The sequence below is a fragment of the Lujinxingia sediminis genome (genome assembly GCF_004005565.1).
GTDB lineage: Bacteria > Myxococcota_A > Bradymonadia > Bradymonadales > Bradymonadaceae > Lujinxingia > Lujinxingia sediminis.
In genome coordinates this window covers 120562-140529 of record NZ_SADD01000009.1, presented here as the reverse complement: position 1 = coordinate 140529, position 19968 = coordinate 120562, and the positions used below count along the sequence as shown (strand labels likewise).

The following is a 19968-nucleotide window of genomic DNA, read 5'->3' as shown; positions in this document are numbered from 1 at the left end:
GCCTGTTCCAACGTTCATGGAACTTACCCGGCCGGCAGGCGTCGTGGTCGCAAAGGTGAACGCCTCGCAGGCGGTGCGCAAGACCGTCCGGGTAATTTTCTTGGTGCAGCAGAAGGGGAACTCTATAATGCGGGGGCCGCAGGCCTGCGATAGCGGGCACGGTGCCACTTTGAATTCGGCGATTTGACAGGGCGATGGCCCGGCTGCTAGCCGAGAGCGCCGCCCTCGATAACCTCGCCAACCGGGCAGGGACGCGCGGGGTACCTGGCGGAAGAACCTGGCACAGGGTAACGACGATCATGAACGATCTGCGCACGACGTTGACGCGCGCTCTTTTGATGAGCGCTCTATTGTGGGGAATCTCCTCGGTCGCCTCGGCTCAAGAGGCACCCGACGCTGCGGCGGATGCCCTGGAGCAGGTCACCGAAGAACCCGGTGACGACGCGCGCCAGGCGGCCGCCCTGCGCGCCCTTCAACGCGCCCAACAGGCCCTCGACGACGGCGACGCAGACACCTCAGACGTCGCCGAAGACGACGCCACCATCGCCGAAGCGGGCAGCGCACCCCCTCGGCAACTCGTTGAAAACAAAGACGAATCCACCGACGCCGTCGGCACAAACGTCTCCGACAACGCCCCGGCGGCCGCGCCTGATGACGCCGAAGAGCTTGATGCCTCGGCATCTTCCACGGCCCAGGCCGACGCGCTCGACACGCCCGAGCCTCACGGCGACAGCACCGACGAAGACGACGCCATCTTCGGCGCCTACGACGAACCTGACGAGAGCTCTCAGACCGAGCGTGGTGGTGACGCCGACGTCCCCGCCGAGCTCATCGAAGACGCCATCCTCGACGCCGAGCTCGCCGCACAGGCTCCCCTCGACGCTGACGCGCACGACCAAGAAGCAGCGAGCGACGCCCCGACCCAGCCCGCCATCGGCCTTGATGCCGACCAGGCCGCGCGCCTGCGCGACTTCTTCGCCCGCATCACCGACGACGAGAGCTCCTGGCCTCGCCCCGCCGCGCTCCGCAGCCTTCAGGCTGTCTCCAGCCGTTTGCTCGGCGGCGGTGGCGACTACCTCGTGCTTACCCCCTATGTGCCCGACCCGCGCTGGCCTCAGGCCATGCAGCTGCTCGTCGACAATGAGTGCAACGATGCGCTCAAACTTGCCACCGACATCCTCGGCCCGCCTGAGCTGCACGCCGATGGCGAGCCGGCGGTGCGCTACGCCTTTGCCCGCATCCAGATGTGCACCAACGCCCGCGCTCAGGGGCTGGCCACCATGCGCCAGCTCGCTGAGCTTCCCTCCGCCGTCGGTGAGCTCGCCCGCCGCGCGCTGGGCCACTCCCGTCAGCAGGCGGTCGAGGACGAGGCCATGGCCCTCTCCTCCCATATCCGCCAGGCCGAACAGCGCGCCAACGATGGCGAGGTCGACCAGGCGCTGCGCGATCTTTACGAGCTTCGCCAGGAGCTCAAGCAATCCTGGGATCAGTACCAGGTCCGCCGCGCCGAAGCCCGCATCCTTGAGCGCGCCGACCGCCCCCTGGAAGCCGCTCAGGTCTGGCTGGGCATCTACCGCATGACGCGCTCCTGGCGCAGCAGCGACCGCATCGTGGGCGATGTCGAAGACGCCATGCGCCGCCTCGACGCCACTATCCCCTTTGGCGACCGCATCGACCGCATGCGTGAGCTCATCGCTCGCGGGCGCTACCGCCACGCCCATCAGGTTTCCCGCGAAAACGCCCAACTTCGACGGGTCGCCGGCTCCGAGGTCCGCGGCTGGACCCGCTACCGTCAGGCCCTGCAAAACGAGCGCGAACGCAAGCGCGAGAGCGCCCTCGAAGAATTCGCCGAGGCCGAGCGCCTGGTGCGTGACCCGGCCATCCGCCCGCGCCTCTACTTCGGCTGGGCCCGCGCGCTACGCCGCATGGATCGCGACAGCGAGGCCATTGCCCTCTACCAGCGCCTCTGCGAAGAGTACCCCACCAACGCCCTCTGCCCCGAAGCGCTCTATGAGGCCGGACGCCTCTACCAGTTCAAAAACAAACACGAAGAGGCCCGCGCTCACTTCTTCGACCTGGTGGGCCTGCATCCCTTCAGCAGCCACGTCCCCGACGCCCTCTGGCGCACCGCGCTCAGCGCCTACCTTCAGGAAGATTACGACGCGGCCATTCCCCCGCTCCTCGATCTGGTCAACCACTACGGCCATATCAAAGACGAATCCGAGCTCACCCTGGGGCTGAAAGCCCGCTACTGGCTTGGCGTCAATCACCTCAAAGCCGGCCGCGCCGAACAGGCCCGCCACTGGTTGCAAACCACCATCGATTCGGGCCCGCTCACCTGGTACGGCCGCCTGGCCGTCGCCCGTCTGGAGCAGCATGAGCTCCCCGCCCACGTGCGCCTGCCCACCATCAACCTCGACGCCGCAGAGATCGCCAACTTCGCCACCCTGCGCCTTCCCCATAACCCGCGCCTGGAAGTCGGGGCCGAACTTGTGCGCCTCTCCCTCTACAAAGACGCTCTGGCCGAAGTTCGCCGCCAGCAAGCCGTACACCCCATCCCCGAAGGCACCGTACAGCTTCGCGCCGGCCTCCACCTCGCTGTCGATGAGCCCAACTGGGCCCACTGGATCATGAAGTCCGTGATCGACGAGCGCGGCCCCTCGCTTCGCAACATCCGCGACTGGGGCTTTGCCTTCCCGGTCAACTACATGGAGCTCGCCCACAAGTACGGCGACGCCTACGGCGTCTCTCCCTTCCTGGTGCAGGCGATTATCCGCCAGGAGAGCGGCTTCCGCCCCACCGTCAAAAGCTACGCCGGCGCGATGGGCCTGATGCAGCTGATGCCGGGCACCGCCCGCTACACCTCGCGCACCTTCCTGGAAGAGGGATCCGTCTCCAACAACCAGATCCTCAACCCCGACACCAACGTACGCCTGGGCACCATGTACATCCGCATTCATATCGCCCACGCCCACGACCGCCCTGCCCTGGCCCTGGCCGGCTACAACGCCGGCCCCGCACCGCTGCGCTCCTGGATGGATCGCTACGGCAACCGCGAGGTCGACGCCTGGGTCGAGTCCATCACCTACCAGGAAGCCCGCGGCTACGTGCGCAAGGTCATGACCAGCTTCATCACCTACCAGGGCCTCTACGGCGACGGCACCCTCCCCGACATCCCCCTGCAGATGCCCGAAGAGCTCCGCCCCTGGGGCAAAATCCCCGAGGTCGAAGCCGCCCAGAGCGAACCCATCTCCATGCTTTTGGTTTTTTAAAAGTCGGTGCCCTGAACGCACGACTTCGCAAGATAAAAGCTCCGAGCGCATCCTGAACCGACGCCACAACCAACGACTTCGCGAGATAAAAGATCCGAGCGCATCCAGGGCAAAGTCCAGCAAGGAGCAAGGACGAAGCTGTAGCAGCGCTACTGCGAGGACGCGGCGACGATGCTGGCTTGGTCCTGGGGCGCTCGGCGAGGACGCGGCGACGATATCCAACGACTTCGCAAGATAAAAGCTCCGAGCGCATCCAGGGCAAAGTCCAGCAAGGAGCAAGGACGAAGCCGTAGCAACGCTACTGCGAGGACGCGGCGACGATGCTGGCTTGGTCCTGGGGCGCTCGGCGAGGACGCGGCGACGATGCTGGCTTTGTTCTGGGGCGCTCGGCGAGGACGCGGCGACGATGCTGGCTTTGTTCTGGGGCGCTCGGCGACGATGCTGGCTTTGTTCTGGGGCACTCGGCGACGATGCTCTTTGCTTTCTGAACGATCCCCTGCAACCCTCTTCATGTGACCCTCACCTCGATCCGAGTCAGAAAAGTCGTTTCGTAAATTAAATATCCCGACCGCATCCAGGGCGAAGCCCGGCAAGGAGCAAGGACGAAGCTGTAGCAGCGCCGCTGCGAGAACGCAGCGACGATGCTGACTTTGTCCCGGGGCGGTCGGTCCCCGGAGGATGCTGTGCCCGCGATGTTAAAAACCCTGATTGTTCTGCTCCTCTCCTGCAGCCTTGCCGCCTGCGCCGACAGCGACACCGCCGCCCCGGCCGATACCGACCCCATCCGGCCGAGCCCTGATACCGGCGTTGAAGAAGACGCTGACGAAGATGTCTCTCCTCAGGAAGACACCGACCCGGAGCCCGACACCGACACCGACACCGATCCGGAGCCCGACACCGACCCGGAGCCCGACACCGACCCGGAGCCCGACACCGGCCCGGATCCCGTCTGCTGCACCCCCGGGGAGACCTCCTGCGTGGGCGGCGCGGAGTTCATCGAGTGCGTGGATAACGGAAACCTCTGTGGCCAGTGGACCGAAGCCGCCCTCTGCCCCGGGGGCGCCTCCTGCTCGGCCAACGCCTGCGATGTCTGCGTCGACAACGACGACGATGGCTTTGGCGAGGGCTGCCTGGCCGGCCCGGACTGCGACGATTCCGACGCCAGCATCCACCCGGGTGCCGACGAGCTCTGCGACGGGATCGATAACAACTGCGACGGCGCCACCGACGAGGGCTTCAACGTTGGCGAGGCCTGCTCCGTGGGCCTGGGTGCCTGCGAAGGTTTTGGTCAGTTGGAGTGTCGCTACGACGGCACCGGCACCTTCTGCGACGCCCTGCCCTCTTCGGGCTCCACCGAGGTCTGCGACCAGCAGGACAACGACTGCGACGGCGCTGTCGACGAAGACAACGTCTGCGGCGGCACCAACCCTGACCCGGATCCGGACCCCGAACCCACCAGCTGCACCAACGACAGCTACGGCACCACCAACGCCAGCAGCCTCAGCGGTGTGGAGTTCTTCTCGGGCGGCTTTGAAGAGATGACCCTCTGCCCGGGCGAGGGCTACGACTGGTTCTACCTGGGCCACCTCGCTGCTGGCGAACGCGTGCAGGTCGAGCTGGCTTACAACCCGAGCACCTCGTCGATCAACTTCTCGCTCTGGGCAGGCTCTCGCCAGATCAAGTACGGCCAGGGCTCCAACGGACTGCGCGAGATCGACCACACCCTCAGCAGCTCTGACGTTCAGGCCGCCACCGAGCGGATCACCCTGCAGGTCTACTACAGCGGAAGCTCCTCGCTGCCGACCGGCGGCATCGACTACCTCATTGAGAACGTCTCCCCCTGAGGTCGACTCCCCTGACCTGACGTTGCGCAGGGCGCCTGCGTCCCCCCGGACTCAGAGCGCCTTGCGCGGCGGCAGCAAGAGGTTGGCCACCAGCAAGCCGGCCACAAGCGAGGCGGCCACAAGCGTCATCACAAACGCCGTCTCCAGCCCTCCCACCACATCGCGCTCCAGCAGGCGCGACACGCTGCGAAAGCCCACACTCCCGGGCACCAGCAGCAGAATCCCCGGCACCATCACAATCGACGCCGGGCGATCGAAGAAGCGCGCAAACGCGTTGCTCGCCACGCCGACAACCAACGCCGCGATGAACACCCCCACCTCCGAGCCCAGCCATAACGTGCCGTGCCGCGTGCCGATGTACGCCAACGCCGCCGCCCCCAGAATCCACCCCACATCGGCAAAACGCGCCCGCAAGAGCACCGTAAACGAGATCGACGCCACCACCAGCGCCACCGCCGCCACCCCGAAGCTCAACCCCACCGTGGTCATCTGAGGCGGGCTGCCAAAGATCATCTCGGCCAGGCGCAGCCCCACCGCCACCCCGAAGGCCATCTCCAAAAGGATCATCAGCGCCAGGGTCAGGCGCGCCGCCCCGGCGGCCAGGTTACGCGTGGCCAGCTCCGTCAGCGCCACCGTCAGCGTCAGCCCGGGCAAAAGCACGATCAGTCCGGCGACCATCGGAATGAACACCGACGCCCCGTCCGCCACCACCGCCATCGCCCCGCCCACAAACGAGGCGATAAAGGCGCTGAGCGCCACAAAGATCCGGTTCACCGTTGGCGAGCGCGCCGCCAACAGCGTCAAAAGCCCGATCCCCAGCCCGGAGAGCCCCGCGATCCACATCTCCCGCCAGCCCCCACCAAACATGATCCCGGCCGCCGCCGCCGACGTCACCCAGCAGAGCGTCTCCAGCCAGGCCGGGTAGCGCTGGGGCGCCCGCTCGATCTCCTCGATCAGCTCCAGCCCCCGCGCCGTGGTGAGCTCCCCGGCCAGCACTCGGGTGACAATCTCATCGACATCCGACATCAGCCCCAGGTTCACATCGCCCGGCTCCACCCGCACCAGATACGAGCGCTGGTCCCCCAGCGGCCCGAACGCCGCCATGATGGAGGTCGGCGTCGAAAAGAAATGCGCCTCCATATGAAAGCGCCGGGTCATCTCCTCGAGCACCTCTTCTAAGCGGTGGGCCGGCGTACCGTACTGGTGAAGCGCGCGCCCCACCCGCAGCACGAACTCCACGGCCTTCGAGTCGATCTTCGGCTCCCCCGTCTCCCGCGCGCGGCGAGTGCGTGGCACCCCGAGCATTTTCCTGAACTTACTATCGGGCCTGATCGTGCTCATGAACTTGCTCCTCTTGCACTCCTGACGCACCTTAGAGCCGGCAATCTCGTTGACCGGCCGGATCTGGCCCGCTCCCTTACCCGAGTCTCACCCATGGAACAACGCCTGCGTCAAACACTCGCTGATTTCTTCGATCCTCAGGTCGCCGAGCACGCTCGCCTCGACAACCTGGGCGGCCACGCCTCCCTGCGGATCTACTGGCGCGTGAATCTCCCCGACGATCGTTCCGAGGCACGCGCCTACCCCCGTGGCGAGCTCACTCAGATGGCGATGGTGCTCCCGGAGGGCGTCGATGTGATGGGTAGTGATGAGGGCGGCTCCTCGGCCGACGCACCGCCCACCGAGCTGCCCTTTGTCGACGTGCAGCGCTACCTGACCAACATCGGCCTGCCGGTGCCCGCCATCGATCATGTTGACATGGCCCGCGGCGTTCTCCTGCTCGAAGATCTCGGCGATGAGATGTTCGAGCACGCCGTGCTGGCCGCCTCGGGCCCGGACGAGGTCGAGGCGCTCTACCGCGAGGCCATCGAGCTTCTGGTCGATCTGCAGGTGCGGGTGGAGGCCGAGCGCGCCGAGCCCCGCTACGAGACGGTGGCCTTTGGCCGCGCCTTCGACGCGGAGCTCTTGCGCTGGGAGCTCGACCACTACCGGGAGTGGGGCCTCGACAACCATTACGGCCCCGAGGCCGCTGGCGAGCATCGCGAGGCGCTCAACGCCCTCTTCGACCGCCTCACCGCCGAGCTCACCGAGCTCCCCACCACGCTTGTGCTGCGCGACTACCAGTCGCGAAACATCATGCGCAAAAAAGACACCTGGATCCTCATCGACTTCCAGGACGCGCTCATCGGCCCGGTGATCTACGACCTGGTGGCGCTCCTGCGCGACTCCTACATCGCGCTCGACGCCGACCAGGTCGCCCGCCTCCTCGACCACTACATCGAGGTGGGCCAACAACGCGGCCTTGCCTGGTGCGAGGACGCCGCGCTGATACGCCGCGCCTTCTACCTGCAGACCGTGCAGCGCAAACTCAAAGACGCCGGCCGCTTCATCTTTATCGACAAGGTCAAGCATAACCCGAGCTTCCTTGACTACTACGAGCCCTCTATCGGATACGTGCGCCAGGCGCTGCGCGCCCTCGACGGCTACCACGGCCTCGACACCCTGCTCGCAGCGGTGGACCCGGCCTTCGGTGAGCCCTGAACAATGAGGCGCGCGCGATCTTCCCCGCGCCCACAGATCATCGCCCGGACGGCGCCCCTTAAAGCGAGCCAACCTCGACGAGGCTGGCTCCCCGCGCCACTCTCAGCCCTTTTGCTTTTGTTTTCGATCCGACGAGCCCCACCATGAGCCAGATCTCCACCAAGCCCGCCAGCGGCATGCGCGACTTCCTCCCCCGGGAGGCCGCGCTCAGAAAACGCGTCTTCGCGCTGATCGAAGAGGTCTACCAGAGCTACGGCTTTCAGCCCCTGGAGACCCCCACGATGGAGAACCTCTCCACGCTCATGGGCAAGTACGGTGAGGAGGGCGACCAGCTCCTCTTCAAGGTGATGAAGCGCGGCAACAAGCTGCAAAAAGCCCTCAAAAAAGACGCCCCCACCGAGGTGGACCTGGCCGATATGGGGCTGCGCTACGATCTGACCGTGCCCCTGGCACGCATCGTGGCGCAGTACCAGAACGAGCTCCCCCGCTACTTCAAACGCTTTCAGATCGCCCCGGTCTGGCGCGCCGACCGCCCCCAGCGCGGGCGTTTTCGCGAGTTCTACCAGTGTGATGTCGACGTCATCGGCTCCACCTCCATGACGGTGGAGGTCGAGGTCGCCTCGGCTATCTGCGAGGTGTTGGAGCGCCTGGAGTTCAAAAACTTCCGCATTCACCTCAACCACCGCCTGCTCCTCAACGCCATGATGGAGGCCGCCGGCGTGCCCGCCGACCTCCAGAACGACGCGCTGGTCGCCATCGACAAGCTCGATAAGATCGGCCTCGACGGCGTCAAAAAAGAGCTCTCCGAGCGCGGCATCAGCGACGCGTCGACGGCCACGCTCCTTCCCCTCTTAGGGCTGGCCGACGAGGTCGAGGGCAACCAGGCGCTGCTGGCCGCCCTGGCCGAGCGGGTCGGGGAGCTGGAGAGCGGCAACAAAGCCCTCTCGGAGCTCGGCGATCTCCTGCGTTTTGCCGCCACCACCCCGGCCGCTCCCTACCTGAAGATCGACCCCTACCTCGCCCGCGGCCTCTCGTATTACACCGGCCCGATCTTCGAGATCCGCAGCGACGACTTCTCCGGGAGCCTCGGCGGCGGCGGGCGCTACGACGGGCTTATCGGCATGTTCACCCGCCAGAGCCTGCCGGCCTGCGGGTTCTCGCTGGGCCTGGAGCGCGTGCTCATGCTCCTGGCCGAACGCGACGCCCTGGCCGAACCTGCCCCCGATGTCGACGTGCTCGTCACCCTGTGGCGCGACGACTTCACCCCCAAGAGCCTGGCGCTGGCCGGCGAATTGCGGGCGGCGGGGCTGCGCGTCGATCTCTATCCGGACGCCGATAAGTACGGAAAGCAGTTCAAATACGCCGACGAGCGCAACGTCCCCTTCGTGGCCATTCTTGCCGAAAACGAGCTTGAGCAGGGCGTCGTCTCCATCAAAGACATGAAGCGCGGCGACCAGGCCGAAGTCCCCCGCCACGAGGTCGCCGACTGGATCAAAGCCCGCCAGGCCTGAGCTTTTTGACGCCCCCTGCCCGACCGAGCCCTATCCCGACCGAACCCTGTCCGTCCGAGAGACGGACGACGTTCGGTATCTATGCGGGTCATCTGCACATCTGAAGATCTTTAAGGAGCCGGCCATGAGCGAGAAAAGCGGCGAGAAAAGCGACGCGAACATCGACGCCGACACCCCCGCTGAGCGCCCCCCGACGCCCGCTCCTCTGAAGATCGATTACGCACCGCACTGGGGGCTGGACTCGGGCGTCATCCACCTCAACCACGGTGCGTTTGGCGCCTGCCCCCGGCGCGTGCTGCACGCCCAGGACGCGTTTCGCCGCCAGCTTGAGGCCAACCCGGTGCGTTTTGTCGGCCGCGAGCTCCCGGGGTTGATGGCCCACGCCCGCGCCGAGCTCGCCAGCTTTGTGGGCGCCGACGCCCCGAACCTGGTCTTCGTGCCCAACACCACCACCGGGGTCAACGCGGTGCTGGGCTCGCTCGATCTTCAGCCCGGCGATGCGATCCTGGTCAACAGCCAGGGCTACGGCCCCTGCACCCTGGCCGCGCGCGCCATCGCCGCGCAAAAGGGCGCGCGCCTCATCACCGCCGAGCTCCCCTTTAACCCCACCTCGGCCGACGCCCTGCACGACGCGCTCATCAACGCCGTGACGCCGCAGACCCGCATCGCCCTCTTTGACCACGTCACAAGCCCCACCGCGCTGATGTTGCCGGCGGAGCGCATCGCCAAAAGCCTGCGCGATCGCGGCGTGCTCAGCCTCATCGACGGCGCGCACGCTCCGGGCATGATCCCGCTCGACCTCAACGCGCTCGGCGCCGACTTCTACGTGGGTAACTGCCATAAATGGCTCTGCAGCCCCCGGGGCGCAGCCTTTTTACACGTCGCGCCCGAACATCAGGCCACCACTCGCCCCCCCGTCTTCAGTCACGGCGCGGGCCTTCCCGACGACGATCCGCAACGCTTCCAGTCGGAATTCGGCTGGATGGGCACCTACGACGTCACGAGCTACCTGAGCGTGCCGGCGGCCATCGACTTTTTGCGCGCGCTGGTCCCCGGCGGCTGGCCCGCGCTGATGGCCCATAACCACCGCATGGCCCTGCTCGGCCGCGACCTGGTCTGCGACGCGCTCGGCATCGATCCGCCCGCCCCCGACGACCTTCTGGGCTCCATGGCCGCCCTCCCCCTCCCCGACCGCCCGGGCCCGCCGGTCGACTTCCCCCGGGAGGTCGACCCCCTGCAGCAGGCCCTCTTTGAGGAGGCCGGCATCGAGATCGCCGTGATGACCTGGCCTGCCCATCCCCATCGCCTGCTGCGTTTGAGCTGCCAGCTCTACACCACCGAAGACGATCTGCAGAAGCTGGCCGACGCGCTCTCCACCATGATCTAAGCCTTTGTCAGCCGGCCTCTCTGCCCTACACTTTTCGCCAGACCCGCACCGGACCGGCCCCCCACGGAGCAGCTATGAGCGACAACAACGCCCCCCCCACCGCCGGGCAGATTCTCTGGGATGTCCTCAAGATCATCATGCTCGTCATCGGCGGCCTGGTGCTCATCGCGCTTTTGATGCGCGCGTTTCGCTTCGTGCTCGCCATCGGTGTGCTCGCGTTTTTGAGCTGGGGCGTCTACCGCCTGCTCAAACGCATCTTCGGCACCCGCGAGCTCCCTGGCCCCGAGCCGCAGCTACGCCTGGGCACCGACACCGACATCGACCCCCTCGAAGCGAAGTTCCGCGAGCTGGAGCTGGAAGAGGCCCGCGTCGACGCTGAGATCGAGCGCGCCGAGCGCGAGAACTAGCCCCGGCTTCGGGGTCGACCCTCGGCTCAAGGCTTCCCCCATAGCTTCAAACCTGTGGCGACCCTCGGCTCAAGGCTTCCCCCATAGCTTCAAACCTGTGGCGACCCTCGGCCCGAGGCTTCCCCCATAGCTTCAAACCTGTGGCGACCTTCGGCCCGAGGCTTCCCCCATAGCTCATGGCTCGCTGTCGACCCTCGGCTCAAGGCTTCCCCTGTAGCTCATGGCCGGGTGGCGACCCTCGGCTCAAGGCTTCCTCCACCATGTATCGCTCGCGGTCGACCCTCAGACCGAGAGTTCCACGCTATCTCTTTGTCAGGGTCTGATGCGAAGAAAAGCCTACCTCCTACCCCTAAACCTCCGACTCAGAAGGACAAACGACCTATCCGCGCTCCCTGACCCTCGCATTCAGATGGGAAGAAAAGCCAACCTCCACCCCTTGCGAGTCCCGGTCCGGTGGGATCGCGACCTATCCGGGGTATCCCCCTCTCAGCCCTCCCCCCCCCCCGGGGCAGGCCAGGGCTTATTCGGCGGCCTCGCCATCGGAGCCGGCCGCAGCCTGCGCGGGGGCGTCCTGCCCGGGGGCGTCCTGAGCGGAGGCGGCGCTCTCGTCCACACTCTCGTTCGAGTCGCTCGCGTCGGCCGCCTCGCTGACGTCAGCCACCGGCCAGGGCTCCCGGCGCTCCACAAGCTCGCCGACCTGCGTCTCCACATCGGGGCTTCCCACGGGCATGCCGCGCGTCACCGGCTCGCCATCGGCCAGGTAGTTTTCAAAATAGAGCGGCAGGCTCTCGGCGATCGGCACCTCCGGGCTGTTCTGCAGATGCACATGAAGGTGCGGGGTGTAGGTCCGCCCGGAGTTGCCGCACTCCGCCACCGGCTGGCCCGCCTCCACCCTGTCGCCGCCGGAGACCTTGAGCGAGCCGCGCTTCAAATGCGCCATAAAGAGGTACTCGCCATCGGCCACGCGCAGGACCAGGTGATTGCCCAGCACGCTGACCGGATCAAACTCCCCGGGCACCTGATCGATCTCCGAGCCCACCGCCCGGACCACCTCGCCGGCGGCCGGCGCGTAGACCGGCGCGCCGAAGCAATGATGCTGCTCCAGTTTGGAGCCGTCGCCCTCAAAACGGTTGCCATCGACCAGCGGCGCAAAATCATAGCCCCAGCGCATCATCGCGGTGGTCGCGTGGTAGTTCGTCTCCCGCTCCTGGCCGCCGGCCAGCGTGACCCAGCGCCCGTTGAAGGGAAGCTCAAAACGCACCTCGGTGGCGTAATCAACGGTGGAGACCGGCGCCGACATCACCGGGCGGTTGCCCAGCATCCCCACCACCAGCAGCGCCCCAAACCCGATGGTGCGCGTGCGACGGATCACCGGCGGCTGAAAAAGCGTGCGCAAGAGCCCCCAGAAGGCCATCGGCAGGGTCAACATCCCGAGCATCGGGATGATCGTGGCGTGGGCGATCACGCTGGGCTTACCCAACTTCAAAAGCGCCACGCTGTAGGCCACCAGCATCAGCACCGCCAGCGCGATGGCGATCTTTGCCCACATCTCAAAACGATCGTCTTCGGGGCTCATCTTATTGAAGATGCCCCGAGGTTTCGGTCCCTGATCCTCGTGTTCGTTCTCGTGCTGCATGGCTTGCATCCGGGGTAGGCGCGGTGGCTTTTTTAAGATGTCATCATGACGCCGTGAGCTATCGTTGACGGCGTAGAAGCGCCCGAGTTAACCGGCGCCTCAGCCCGCCAAACAAGCACCGGCACGACGGGGCGTCAAGCCAAAGCCAACGCCTGCGACACCTTGCCAACCTCCTGCGGCGTACCAGATTCGGCGACTACCGCACTCAGGTGAGGAGCAAGCCCCCCACCTGGTTGTGCCTGCGCCCGGCTGCTGTTATCGTTGCGCCGTCTGTCCTAAGAGCTCCAAATGTCGCCCTCTTGCGCTTGCCAACGCGCTGGCTACTCGACCGACCTTCCTCTTTAAAATACCGCGCTAGCGAACGAGCCACATCGCATGCCTATCTGCCCAAAATGCCGTGAAAAAAACCCGGCCCTCGGCGCTAAATGTCCCCGCGACGGCTTCTATTACGTCTACGAAAGCGCGCTGGAAGACGCCGAGACCGATCCGCGGATCGGCACCCTGGCTGCCGAAAAATATGTGATTCTGGGGCTGATCAGCGAAGGGGGCATGGGCGCGGTCTACCGCGCGCTGCAGCTCCCGGTGGAGCGGGAGGTCGCCCTCAAGGTGCTGCGCACCGAGCTTCAAGACTCCAACAAAGGTCGCGAGCGTTTCATCCAGGAAGCCCGCGCCATCAGCCGCCTCTCCCATCCCAACATCATCACGTTGCACGATTTCGGGTTTGAGCGCGAAACCCACCCCTACATGGTCATGGAGTTTGCCCCCGGGGTGGAGCTGACCCGCTGGATGTGGAGCCGCAAGATGACGGCGGAGCGCCTGCTGCACGTCGGCCGCCAGATCCTCTCGGCGCTGGCCGAGGCCCACCGCCGCGACATCGTGCACCGCGATCTCAAGCCCGAAAACGTCATCATCACCACCACCGGGCACGACGGCGACTTCCCCAAGCTCCTCGACTTTGGCATCGCTCGCCTCATCAACGAGGGCTCCACCCGCGGCCTGACCCGCGAGGGCGAGGTCTTTGGCACGCCGCATTATATGAGCCCGGAGCAGGCCCAGGGGAAACGCGAGATCGGCCCCCAGGCCGACGTCTACGCCATGGGCGTGATGTTTTATGAGCTCTTTACCGGCGAGCCGCCCTTTGACGCCGAGGCCCCCCTCTCGGTGCTCTTTATGCACATCAACGATCCGATGCCCACGCTCATCCCGCGGGCGGGCATCAAGGCTCCTGACTGGCTTGACGGCTTCATCGCCCAGGCCACCAAAAAAGACCCCGCCGAGCGTTATCAAAACGCCGGCGAGATGCTCACGGCCCTCGATCGCCTGATGTCGGGGAAGGCCCCCGAGGCCCACAGCGCGGCCCCTGAGCCCACCACCGAGGAGCGCGTCGCGGCCAGCGCCCCCACCGATCTCCTGATCGCCTCGCTGCCCTCCAACGTTGCCGACACCGACCCGGAGCCCCCCGAATTTGCACCGCTGGCGGGCCCGGCCATCGACGATCCCATGGCCGCCGAAGGCGATGGGGTCCCCACCGATCCGAATGTTCCGCCGATCGCACACACCGGCGCAAACACCGTCTTTCTTGGCGACGATCAACAGGAAGAGGCCACACCGCCTCGACGTCGCGGCCTTTACGCCGCGCTGGCGATCCTCATTCTGCTCCTGCTGGTGGGCGGCGCCTTCATGATGAGCCGCCCCGCCCCGCCGACGACCGACGCGCCGGTGGCCGCGGCCGAGCCCTCCGCAGCGCCGACAGCTGCGACCGAAAACGCGCCGGCCGAAGCGCCCGAAGTTTTGGTCGAAGAGACGCCCGGGCCCGTCGACGTCATCGAATCGCCTGCCCCCGAAGTCGCCACTCCCGAATCCCCTGGCGAGGTTGAGGCGCAGGAAGACTCGCCCACCGAAGAGCCTCCGGTCGAAGCGGCGCAGGCCCGACCCGAGCCCGAAGAGGCCCCGGCCGAGCCGCCCCCCACACGTCGGCGTGAGACGACCGCCGAGCGCGAAGCCAGACAACCCGCCGAGACCCGCGACGAAGACGAGGGCCCCACCAAGTTTAAGAGCCCCGACAGCGTTCCCCGCAAATTCGGCCGACCGCCCACCGCCACCAACTGACGAATCACTCTATGAGGGCCGCGTCACCTGACGCACCTCTCATGTTCCAATGGCCGCTTTCCCCGATGGACCTTTGACCCCGTGGTAATGATGCCTGTGTTGAACTTCTCAGCTCTCTCCGGCCGCCGCCTGCTGGCCCTTTTGATCTCGGCGAGCCTCCTGGCCACCCCGACGATGGCCTTTGCCCAGGACGACGCTCGCGCCCGCGCCACCCAGTTCTACGAGCAGGCCAGCGAGGCCTACAGCCAGGGCCATTTTGCCCGCGCCATCGATCTTCTGGAGCGCGCCTTCGCCCACGACCAGAACCTGGTCTACAAGTACAACCAGATCCTGGCCTACCAGGGCCTTGGCGAGTTTGAAGAGGCGCTGCGCGTCCTCGATATCTACGCCGAGCCCATGGAGAGCGACGGGCGTTTTGACGATATTCTGGAGATCCGCGCCCAGCTCGAAGAGGCCATCGCCGAGAAAGAAAGCGAGGTGGTGAAAGCCCCCGACGAGGGCGAAACCACCGGGGAGACGCCGGTCGAAGCGCCGGCGATTGAAGTGCCCCCGGAGGTCGGCGAGCCTCAGCCCAACATCCTGGCCTGGTCGCTCATCGGCGCCGGCGGTGTGGCCCTGGCCGGTGGCGCGCTTTTTGGAAGTGGGGTGTTGATCGGGGATACGATCGAGCGTGTTGAAAACTCCACAACGCCCGAAGGTCGACAAAGTACCTATACAGGCGATCTCACCCGAGATGATGATCTCGATCAATTGAGCACTCACCGCACCCTCAGCGTAGCGTTTCTCGCGGGTGGGGTTGTGTTGGGTGCAACCGGAGCAACGTTGCTCCTGCTCGACAAACGCGCTCAAGACGACACGTCGACTTTGAGCCTCATGCCAACCATTGGCCCGAGCCATGCCGGGGCCACTTTCAATCTTCGCTTTTAAACTGTGCAGCGGGAGGGAACTGCCATGAACCGTATTGCTATAGCGTCAATCGCGTTTCTGCTCACCACCACTGGCTGCATCTTTGGCGTGGACACGTCGTTCTGCGAAAACTGCACCACGGACACGGATCTAAACGACACCGACACCGGCCCCGATGATGTTGGTGAAGATACCGACAGTGACGCCCCCGACACCGACACCACCCCCGACGCCGACGCCGACCCGGACCTCTCCCTGACACTCACCGGCGGCGAGGAGAGTTTTTATGTCATCCATGAAACCGAGGGGTTTTTGAACTTTGAGGCGGCGTGCGCCCCCCAGGGTTGCACCCTGGACTCCTGCACCCTGAGCTATGAGGGCGGCGAGCCCGTGACGCTTGATGAGTGCGGCGCGTCGATCGAGCTCACCACCGACAAGCTCAACGCCGAGGGCAGCTGGACGCTCACCGTCGACGCCTCCCTCGACGAGCAAAGCACAAGCGCCTCAAAAACCTTCGACGTGCGCTACGCCTTTAAGGCCGGGCTGCAGGGGTATGAGGCCGGCGAGTCATATGCGTTTAGTCACCCGCCCATGCTGGAGAGTTTTTGCACCCACGAGGACTGCGAACTCACCATCGCCTGCACCGACGGCGGGGGCGACACGCTGGAGTGCGAGGGGCTGGTCTTCCCGGCGGGCGTGGCCGAGGTGGTCATCACGCTCACTGCCTGCGCTACCGGTCTGGAGCCGGAGCATTGTTTGCCGGAGCAGGTTTACACATTCACGTATCAAGCCCCGACCTGGACGCAGGTGGCCACCGGCGCCGAGCACTCCTGCGGCATCCTCGACGACGGCACGTTGTGGTGTTGGGGTAATAACGGCAGCGGTCGCCTGGGCGACGGATCCAGCACCCAGCGCAGCCAGCCCACGCGAGTGGCCGGTGATGGCGTGTGGACTCAGGTGAGCGCGGGTGGGCAGCATACCTGTGGGATTAAAGAGGATGGGAGTTTGTGGTGTTGGGGGTTGAATAGTGAGAAACAAGCATACCCAGCCTCAAACGCCGCTAACTTCTATAATGAACCTCATCAAATTAATAATGCTTTAAATTGGCATACGGTAACGGCTGGAGGCACACATACCTGCGCATTAAATAATGAAGATGAGCTGTATTGCTGGGGAAGAGGGATAGAAGGCCAACTCGGCACCGACACCCCCGCCGCCAACCAACGTCACAGGGTCATCATCAACCCCGATACCCCGACGCCGATCGACACCTTCGTGGCGGTCGCCGCCGGCGATGCGCATACGTGTGCGGTCACAGCCGAAGGCGCGAATGGGTGGTGTTGGGGGCGTTTTTCGAGTGGGGAGCTGAATGGTGATACTTTGGGGGATAGCAAGCCTCGCCCCGTGGGCATTCCGGTCTCAAGTGCGAACTATACCACAACCACAATATCGGCAGGCGGAGCACATTCATGCGCCTATGTGTCAGCGACCCAAATTTCTGGAATGCGCTGTTGGGGTAGTGACAGCGCAGGCCAACTTGGCCATGCTTTCCCCCCAAATGTCCATCCGATTGATGACCTTTCCAGTGTTAACATTATCACTACCGGATCGGAGCACACCTGCGCCATCCAGCAAGAGGGGGTCAACAGGGTGGCATATTGTTGGGGCGATAATGTTCGCGGTCAACTCGGTCATACCGAAAACACCACCACGGTCCCCACCGCTGTAAATGGTGGTTTTACCGACTGGATTGCCATCTCTGCCGGCAAAGAACACACCTGCGGCATCGCCGACGACACGATGTATTGCTGGGGACGAAATAACACTGGTCAGCTTGGTCATCCGGGCAGCGGTGCCCCCCCCACCCCCGTCGCCTGGCCTTACACGCCATAAACTCGGGCTTCGGGAACACGTCCGATCTAAAACACCCCACCCCCGGCAAACGCTGGAGGTGGGGTGTTTTGCGTCGGGCTCGTACTCGAACTCGTACTCGACCTCGGGCTCGACCTCGACCGCGAACTCGCGACCCCCAACCGACCATTACGAATCGACCCAGCCCGCAAACCCCCGCGCCCCACAACCACCCAACCACCCAACCACCCAACCACAAAGCGAACCCGACACCGCCCGCACAAATCGACCCAGCCCGCAAACCCCCGCGCCCCACAACCACCCAACCACCCAACCACAGAGCGAACCCGCCACCCAACCACGCCGTGAGCCGTTTTGCGCAATAAACTTGCCCCGCAGCGGCCATCCGCGCTAAGCATAAAACTCTTCACATCAACCCATCTTGGTACCGGGAGGGCCCTACCATGCCACACCTTCGGATGATCCTCATTGCACTCACCCTGCTCGCCGCGGCCTGCGGCGGCGACGGCGTCGCGACGCCCACAGACACCGACAGTGACACCCCCGACACCGATCCCGACGCCGACACCGACACCACCCCCGACGCCGACCCGGACCTCTCCCTGACACTCACCGGCGGCGAGGAGAGCCCCTATGTCATCCACGAAACCGAGGGGGTTTTGAACTTCGAGGCGGCGTGCGCCCCCCAGGGTTGCACCCTGGACTCCTGCACCCTGAGCTATGAGGGCGGCGAAGCTGTGCCGCTTGATGAGTGCGGCGCGTCGATCGTGCTCACCACCAACGAGCTCGACGCCGAGGGCAGCTGGACGCTCACCGTCGACGCCTCCCTCGACGAGCAAAGCACGAGCGCCTCAAAAACCTTCGACGTGCGCTACGCCTTTGAGGCCGGGCTGGAGGGGTTTGCGACGGGCGATCATACCTTTAGTTACCCACCCACGCTGGCGAGCTTTTGCACCCACGACGACTGCACGATCACGACCACCACGACCTGCACCGACGGCGGGGGCGACACGCTGGAGTGTGAGGGGCTGGCCTTCCCGGCGGGCGTGGCCGAGGTGGTCATCACAGTCAACGCCTGCGCTACCGGTCTGGAGCCGGAGCATTGTTTGCCGGAGCAGGTCTATACGTTCACGTATCAAGCCCCCACCTGGACGCAGGTGGCCACCGGCGCCGAGCACTCCTGCGGCATCCTCGACGACGGCACGTTGTGGTGTTGGGGTAATAACGGCAGCGGTCGCCTGGGCGACGGATCCAGCACCCAGCGCAGCCAGCCCACGCGAGTGGCCGGTGATGGCGTGTGGACTCAGGTGAGCGCGGGTGGGCAGCATACCTGTGGGATTAAAGAGGATAGGAGTTTGTGGTGTTGGGGGCGCAACAATGAGAAACAGGTCGATCCAACATCTGGCAGCGCCCTCAACTACGCCAACCCGCATCAAGTCGGCACTGATACCAACTGGGTTTCAGTAGCGGCTGGCGCCGAACATACCTGCGCACTGACCGGTGCAAATGAACTTTATTGTTGGGGCGAAAACAGCGACCAACAACTCGGCACCGACACCCCCGCCGCCAACCAACGTCACAGGGTCACCATCAACCCCGATACCCCGACGCCGATCGACACCTTCGTGGCGGTCGCCGCCGGCGATGCGCATACGTGTGCGGTGACGGCCGAAGGCGCGAATGGGTGGTGTTGGGGGCGTTTTTCGAGTGGGGAGCTGAATGGTAATACTTTGGGGGATAGCAAGCCTCGCCCCGTGGGCATTCCGGTCTCAAGTGCTAATGCTAATACCACACTAGTAGCGGCAGGCGGCTCCCATTCATGTGCATTTGTATCAAGCGACTTTAATCCTGGAACATATTGCTGGGGGAGTGGAGCTAGTGGAGGATCGGGTCAGGTTGGCCATAATGACCCCCCCTATCCCCGAAAAATTTCAACTCTTTCTATTGTTGATGTTATTACTACTGGCTCCGAGCACACCTGCGCCATCGCCGCGAACGAGGCCTATTGTTGGGGAAATAGTATATATGGTCGGCTGGGCTTCAACCTGACCTTCCCACCAGATGCCACATCCACCGCCGACCCCACACTCATCACCGCACCGCGGGAAGACTGGACCGCCATCGCCGCTGGCCATGAGCATACTTGCGGCATCGCCGGAGGTATCATGCGCTGCTGGGGGAGAAATCAAGTGGGGCAGCTGGGCGACCCGGCTGTGGCCAACCAGACCTCCACCCCCACCCCCGTCGCCTGGCCTTACACGCCATAAACTCGGGCTTCGGGAACACGTCCCATCTAAAACACCCCACCCCCGGCAAACGCTGGAGGTGGGGTGTTTTGCGTCGGGCTCGTGCTCGTGCTCGACCTCGTACTCGACCTCGACCTCGACCTCGAACTCGAACTCGTACTCGAACTCGAACTCGAACTCGACCGCGAACTCGCGACCCCCAACCGACCATTACGAATCGACCCAGCCCGCAAACCC

The 19968-nt window shown here is 65.0% G+C and carries 12 protein-coding genes; 10 read left to right on the top strand and 2 right to left on the bottom strand.

Features of this window, described 5'->3' with window-relative positions:
- Positions 1-299: 299 nt before the first annotated feature.
- A complete protein-coding gene (locus EA187_RS20995) occupies positions 300-3272 on the top strand; it encodes a transglycosylase SLT domain-containing protein (RefSeq protein ID WP_127780762.1) in 2973 nt (990 codons plus the stop codon).
- A gap of 692 nt (positions 3273-3964) precedes the next feature.
- The gene (locus EA187_RS14875; protein ID WP_241250205.1) at positions 3965-5116 is read left to right on the top strand and encodes a MopE-related protein; all 1152 of its coding nucleotides are present in this window, start codon (positions 3965-3967) and stop codon (positions 5114-5116) included.
- A gap of 51 nt (positions 5117-5167) precedes the next feature.
- Here the strand turns inward: EA187_RS14875 and EA187_RS14870 are convergent, their stop codons facing one another.
- Complete coding sequence (locus tag EA187_RS14870; protein WP_127780760.1) at positions 5168-6457, bottom strand: threonine/serine exporter family protein; 1290 nt, start codon at positions 6455-6457, stop codon at positions 5168-5170.
- 93 nt (positions 6458-6550) lie between these two features.
- Here EA187_RS14870 and EA187_RS14865 point away from each other — a divergent pair, with 93 nt between their 5' ends.
- From EA187_RS14865 to EA187_RS14850, 4 genes are all read left to right on the top strand, one after another.
- Positions 6551-7657: an aminoglycoside phosphotransferase family protein gene (locus EA187_RS14865; protein WP_127780759.1), complete on the top strand. Its 1107-nt coding sequence runs from the start codon at positions 6551-6553 to the stop codon at positions 7655-7657.
- A gap of 143 nt (positions 7658-7800) precedes the next feature.
- Positions 7801-9168, top strand: a complete 1368-nt coding sequence (hisS, locus tag EA187_RS14860) for a histidine--tRNA ligase (protein ID WP_115605657.1) — start codon at positions 7801-7803, stop codon at positions 9166-9168.
- Positions 9169-9292: 124 nt separating this feature from the next.
- On the top strand, positions 9293-10555 hold the full coding sequence (locus EA187_RS14855; protein ID WP_127780758.1) for an aminotransferase class V-fold PLP-dependent enzyme: 1263 nt from the start codon (positions 9293-9295) through the stop codon (positions 10553-10555).
- A gap of 74 nt (positions 10556-10629) precedes the next feature.
- Positions 10630-10962 carry a beclin/Apg6 coiled-coil domain-containing protein gene (locus EA187_RS14850; RefSeq protein WP_127780757.1) on the top strand — a complete coding sequence of 111 codons (333 nt, stop codon included), beginning with the start codon at positions 10630-10632 and terminating at the stop codon, positions 10960-10962.
- A 520-nt stretch (positions 10963-11482) separates the two neighbouring features.
- On the opposite strand, the gene EA187_RS14845 is transcribed toward EA187_RS14850, so the two are convergent.
- A complete protein-coding gene (locus tag EA187_RS14845; protein WP_164856300.1) occupies positions 11483-12598 on the bottom strand; it encodes a M23 family metallopeptidase in 1116 nt (371 codons plus the stop codon).
- 375 nt (positions 12599-12973) lie between these two features.
- Between EA187_RS14845 and EA187_RS14840 the strand changes: the two genes are divergently transcribed.
- The 4 genes from EA187_RS14840 (at position 12974) to EA187_RS14825 (ending at position 19752) form a co-directional block, all read left to right on the top strand.
- Positions 12974-14707, top strand: coding sequence for a serine/threonine protein kinase (locus EA187_RS14840; RefSeq protein ID WP_115605665.1), 1734 nt, complete (start codon positions 12974-12976; stop codon positions 14705-14707).
- A gap of 99 nt (positions 14708-14806) precedes the next feature.
- Positions 14807-15634 (top strand): tetratricopeptide repeat protein, encoded by an 828-nt coding sequence (locus EA187_RS14835; protein WP_115605667.1) that lies wholly within the window; start codon positions 14807-14809, stop codon positions 15632-15634.
- Positions 15635-15658: 24 nt separating this feature from the next.
- Entirely contained in the window at positions 15659-17506 is a 1848-nt protein-coding gene (locus EA187_RS14830; protein WP_115605669.1) for an RCC1 domain-containing protein, read from the top strand.
- A gap of 422 nt (positions 17507-17928) precedes the next feature.
- A complete protein-coding gene (locus tag EA187_RS14825) occupies positions 17929-19752 on the top strand; it encodes an RCC1 domain-containing protein (RefSeq protein ID WP_127780756.1) in 1824 nt (607 codons plus the stop codon).
- The last annotated feature ends 216 nt before the right edge of the window (positions 19753-19968 follow it).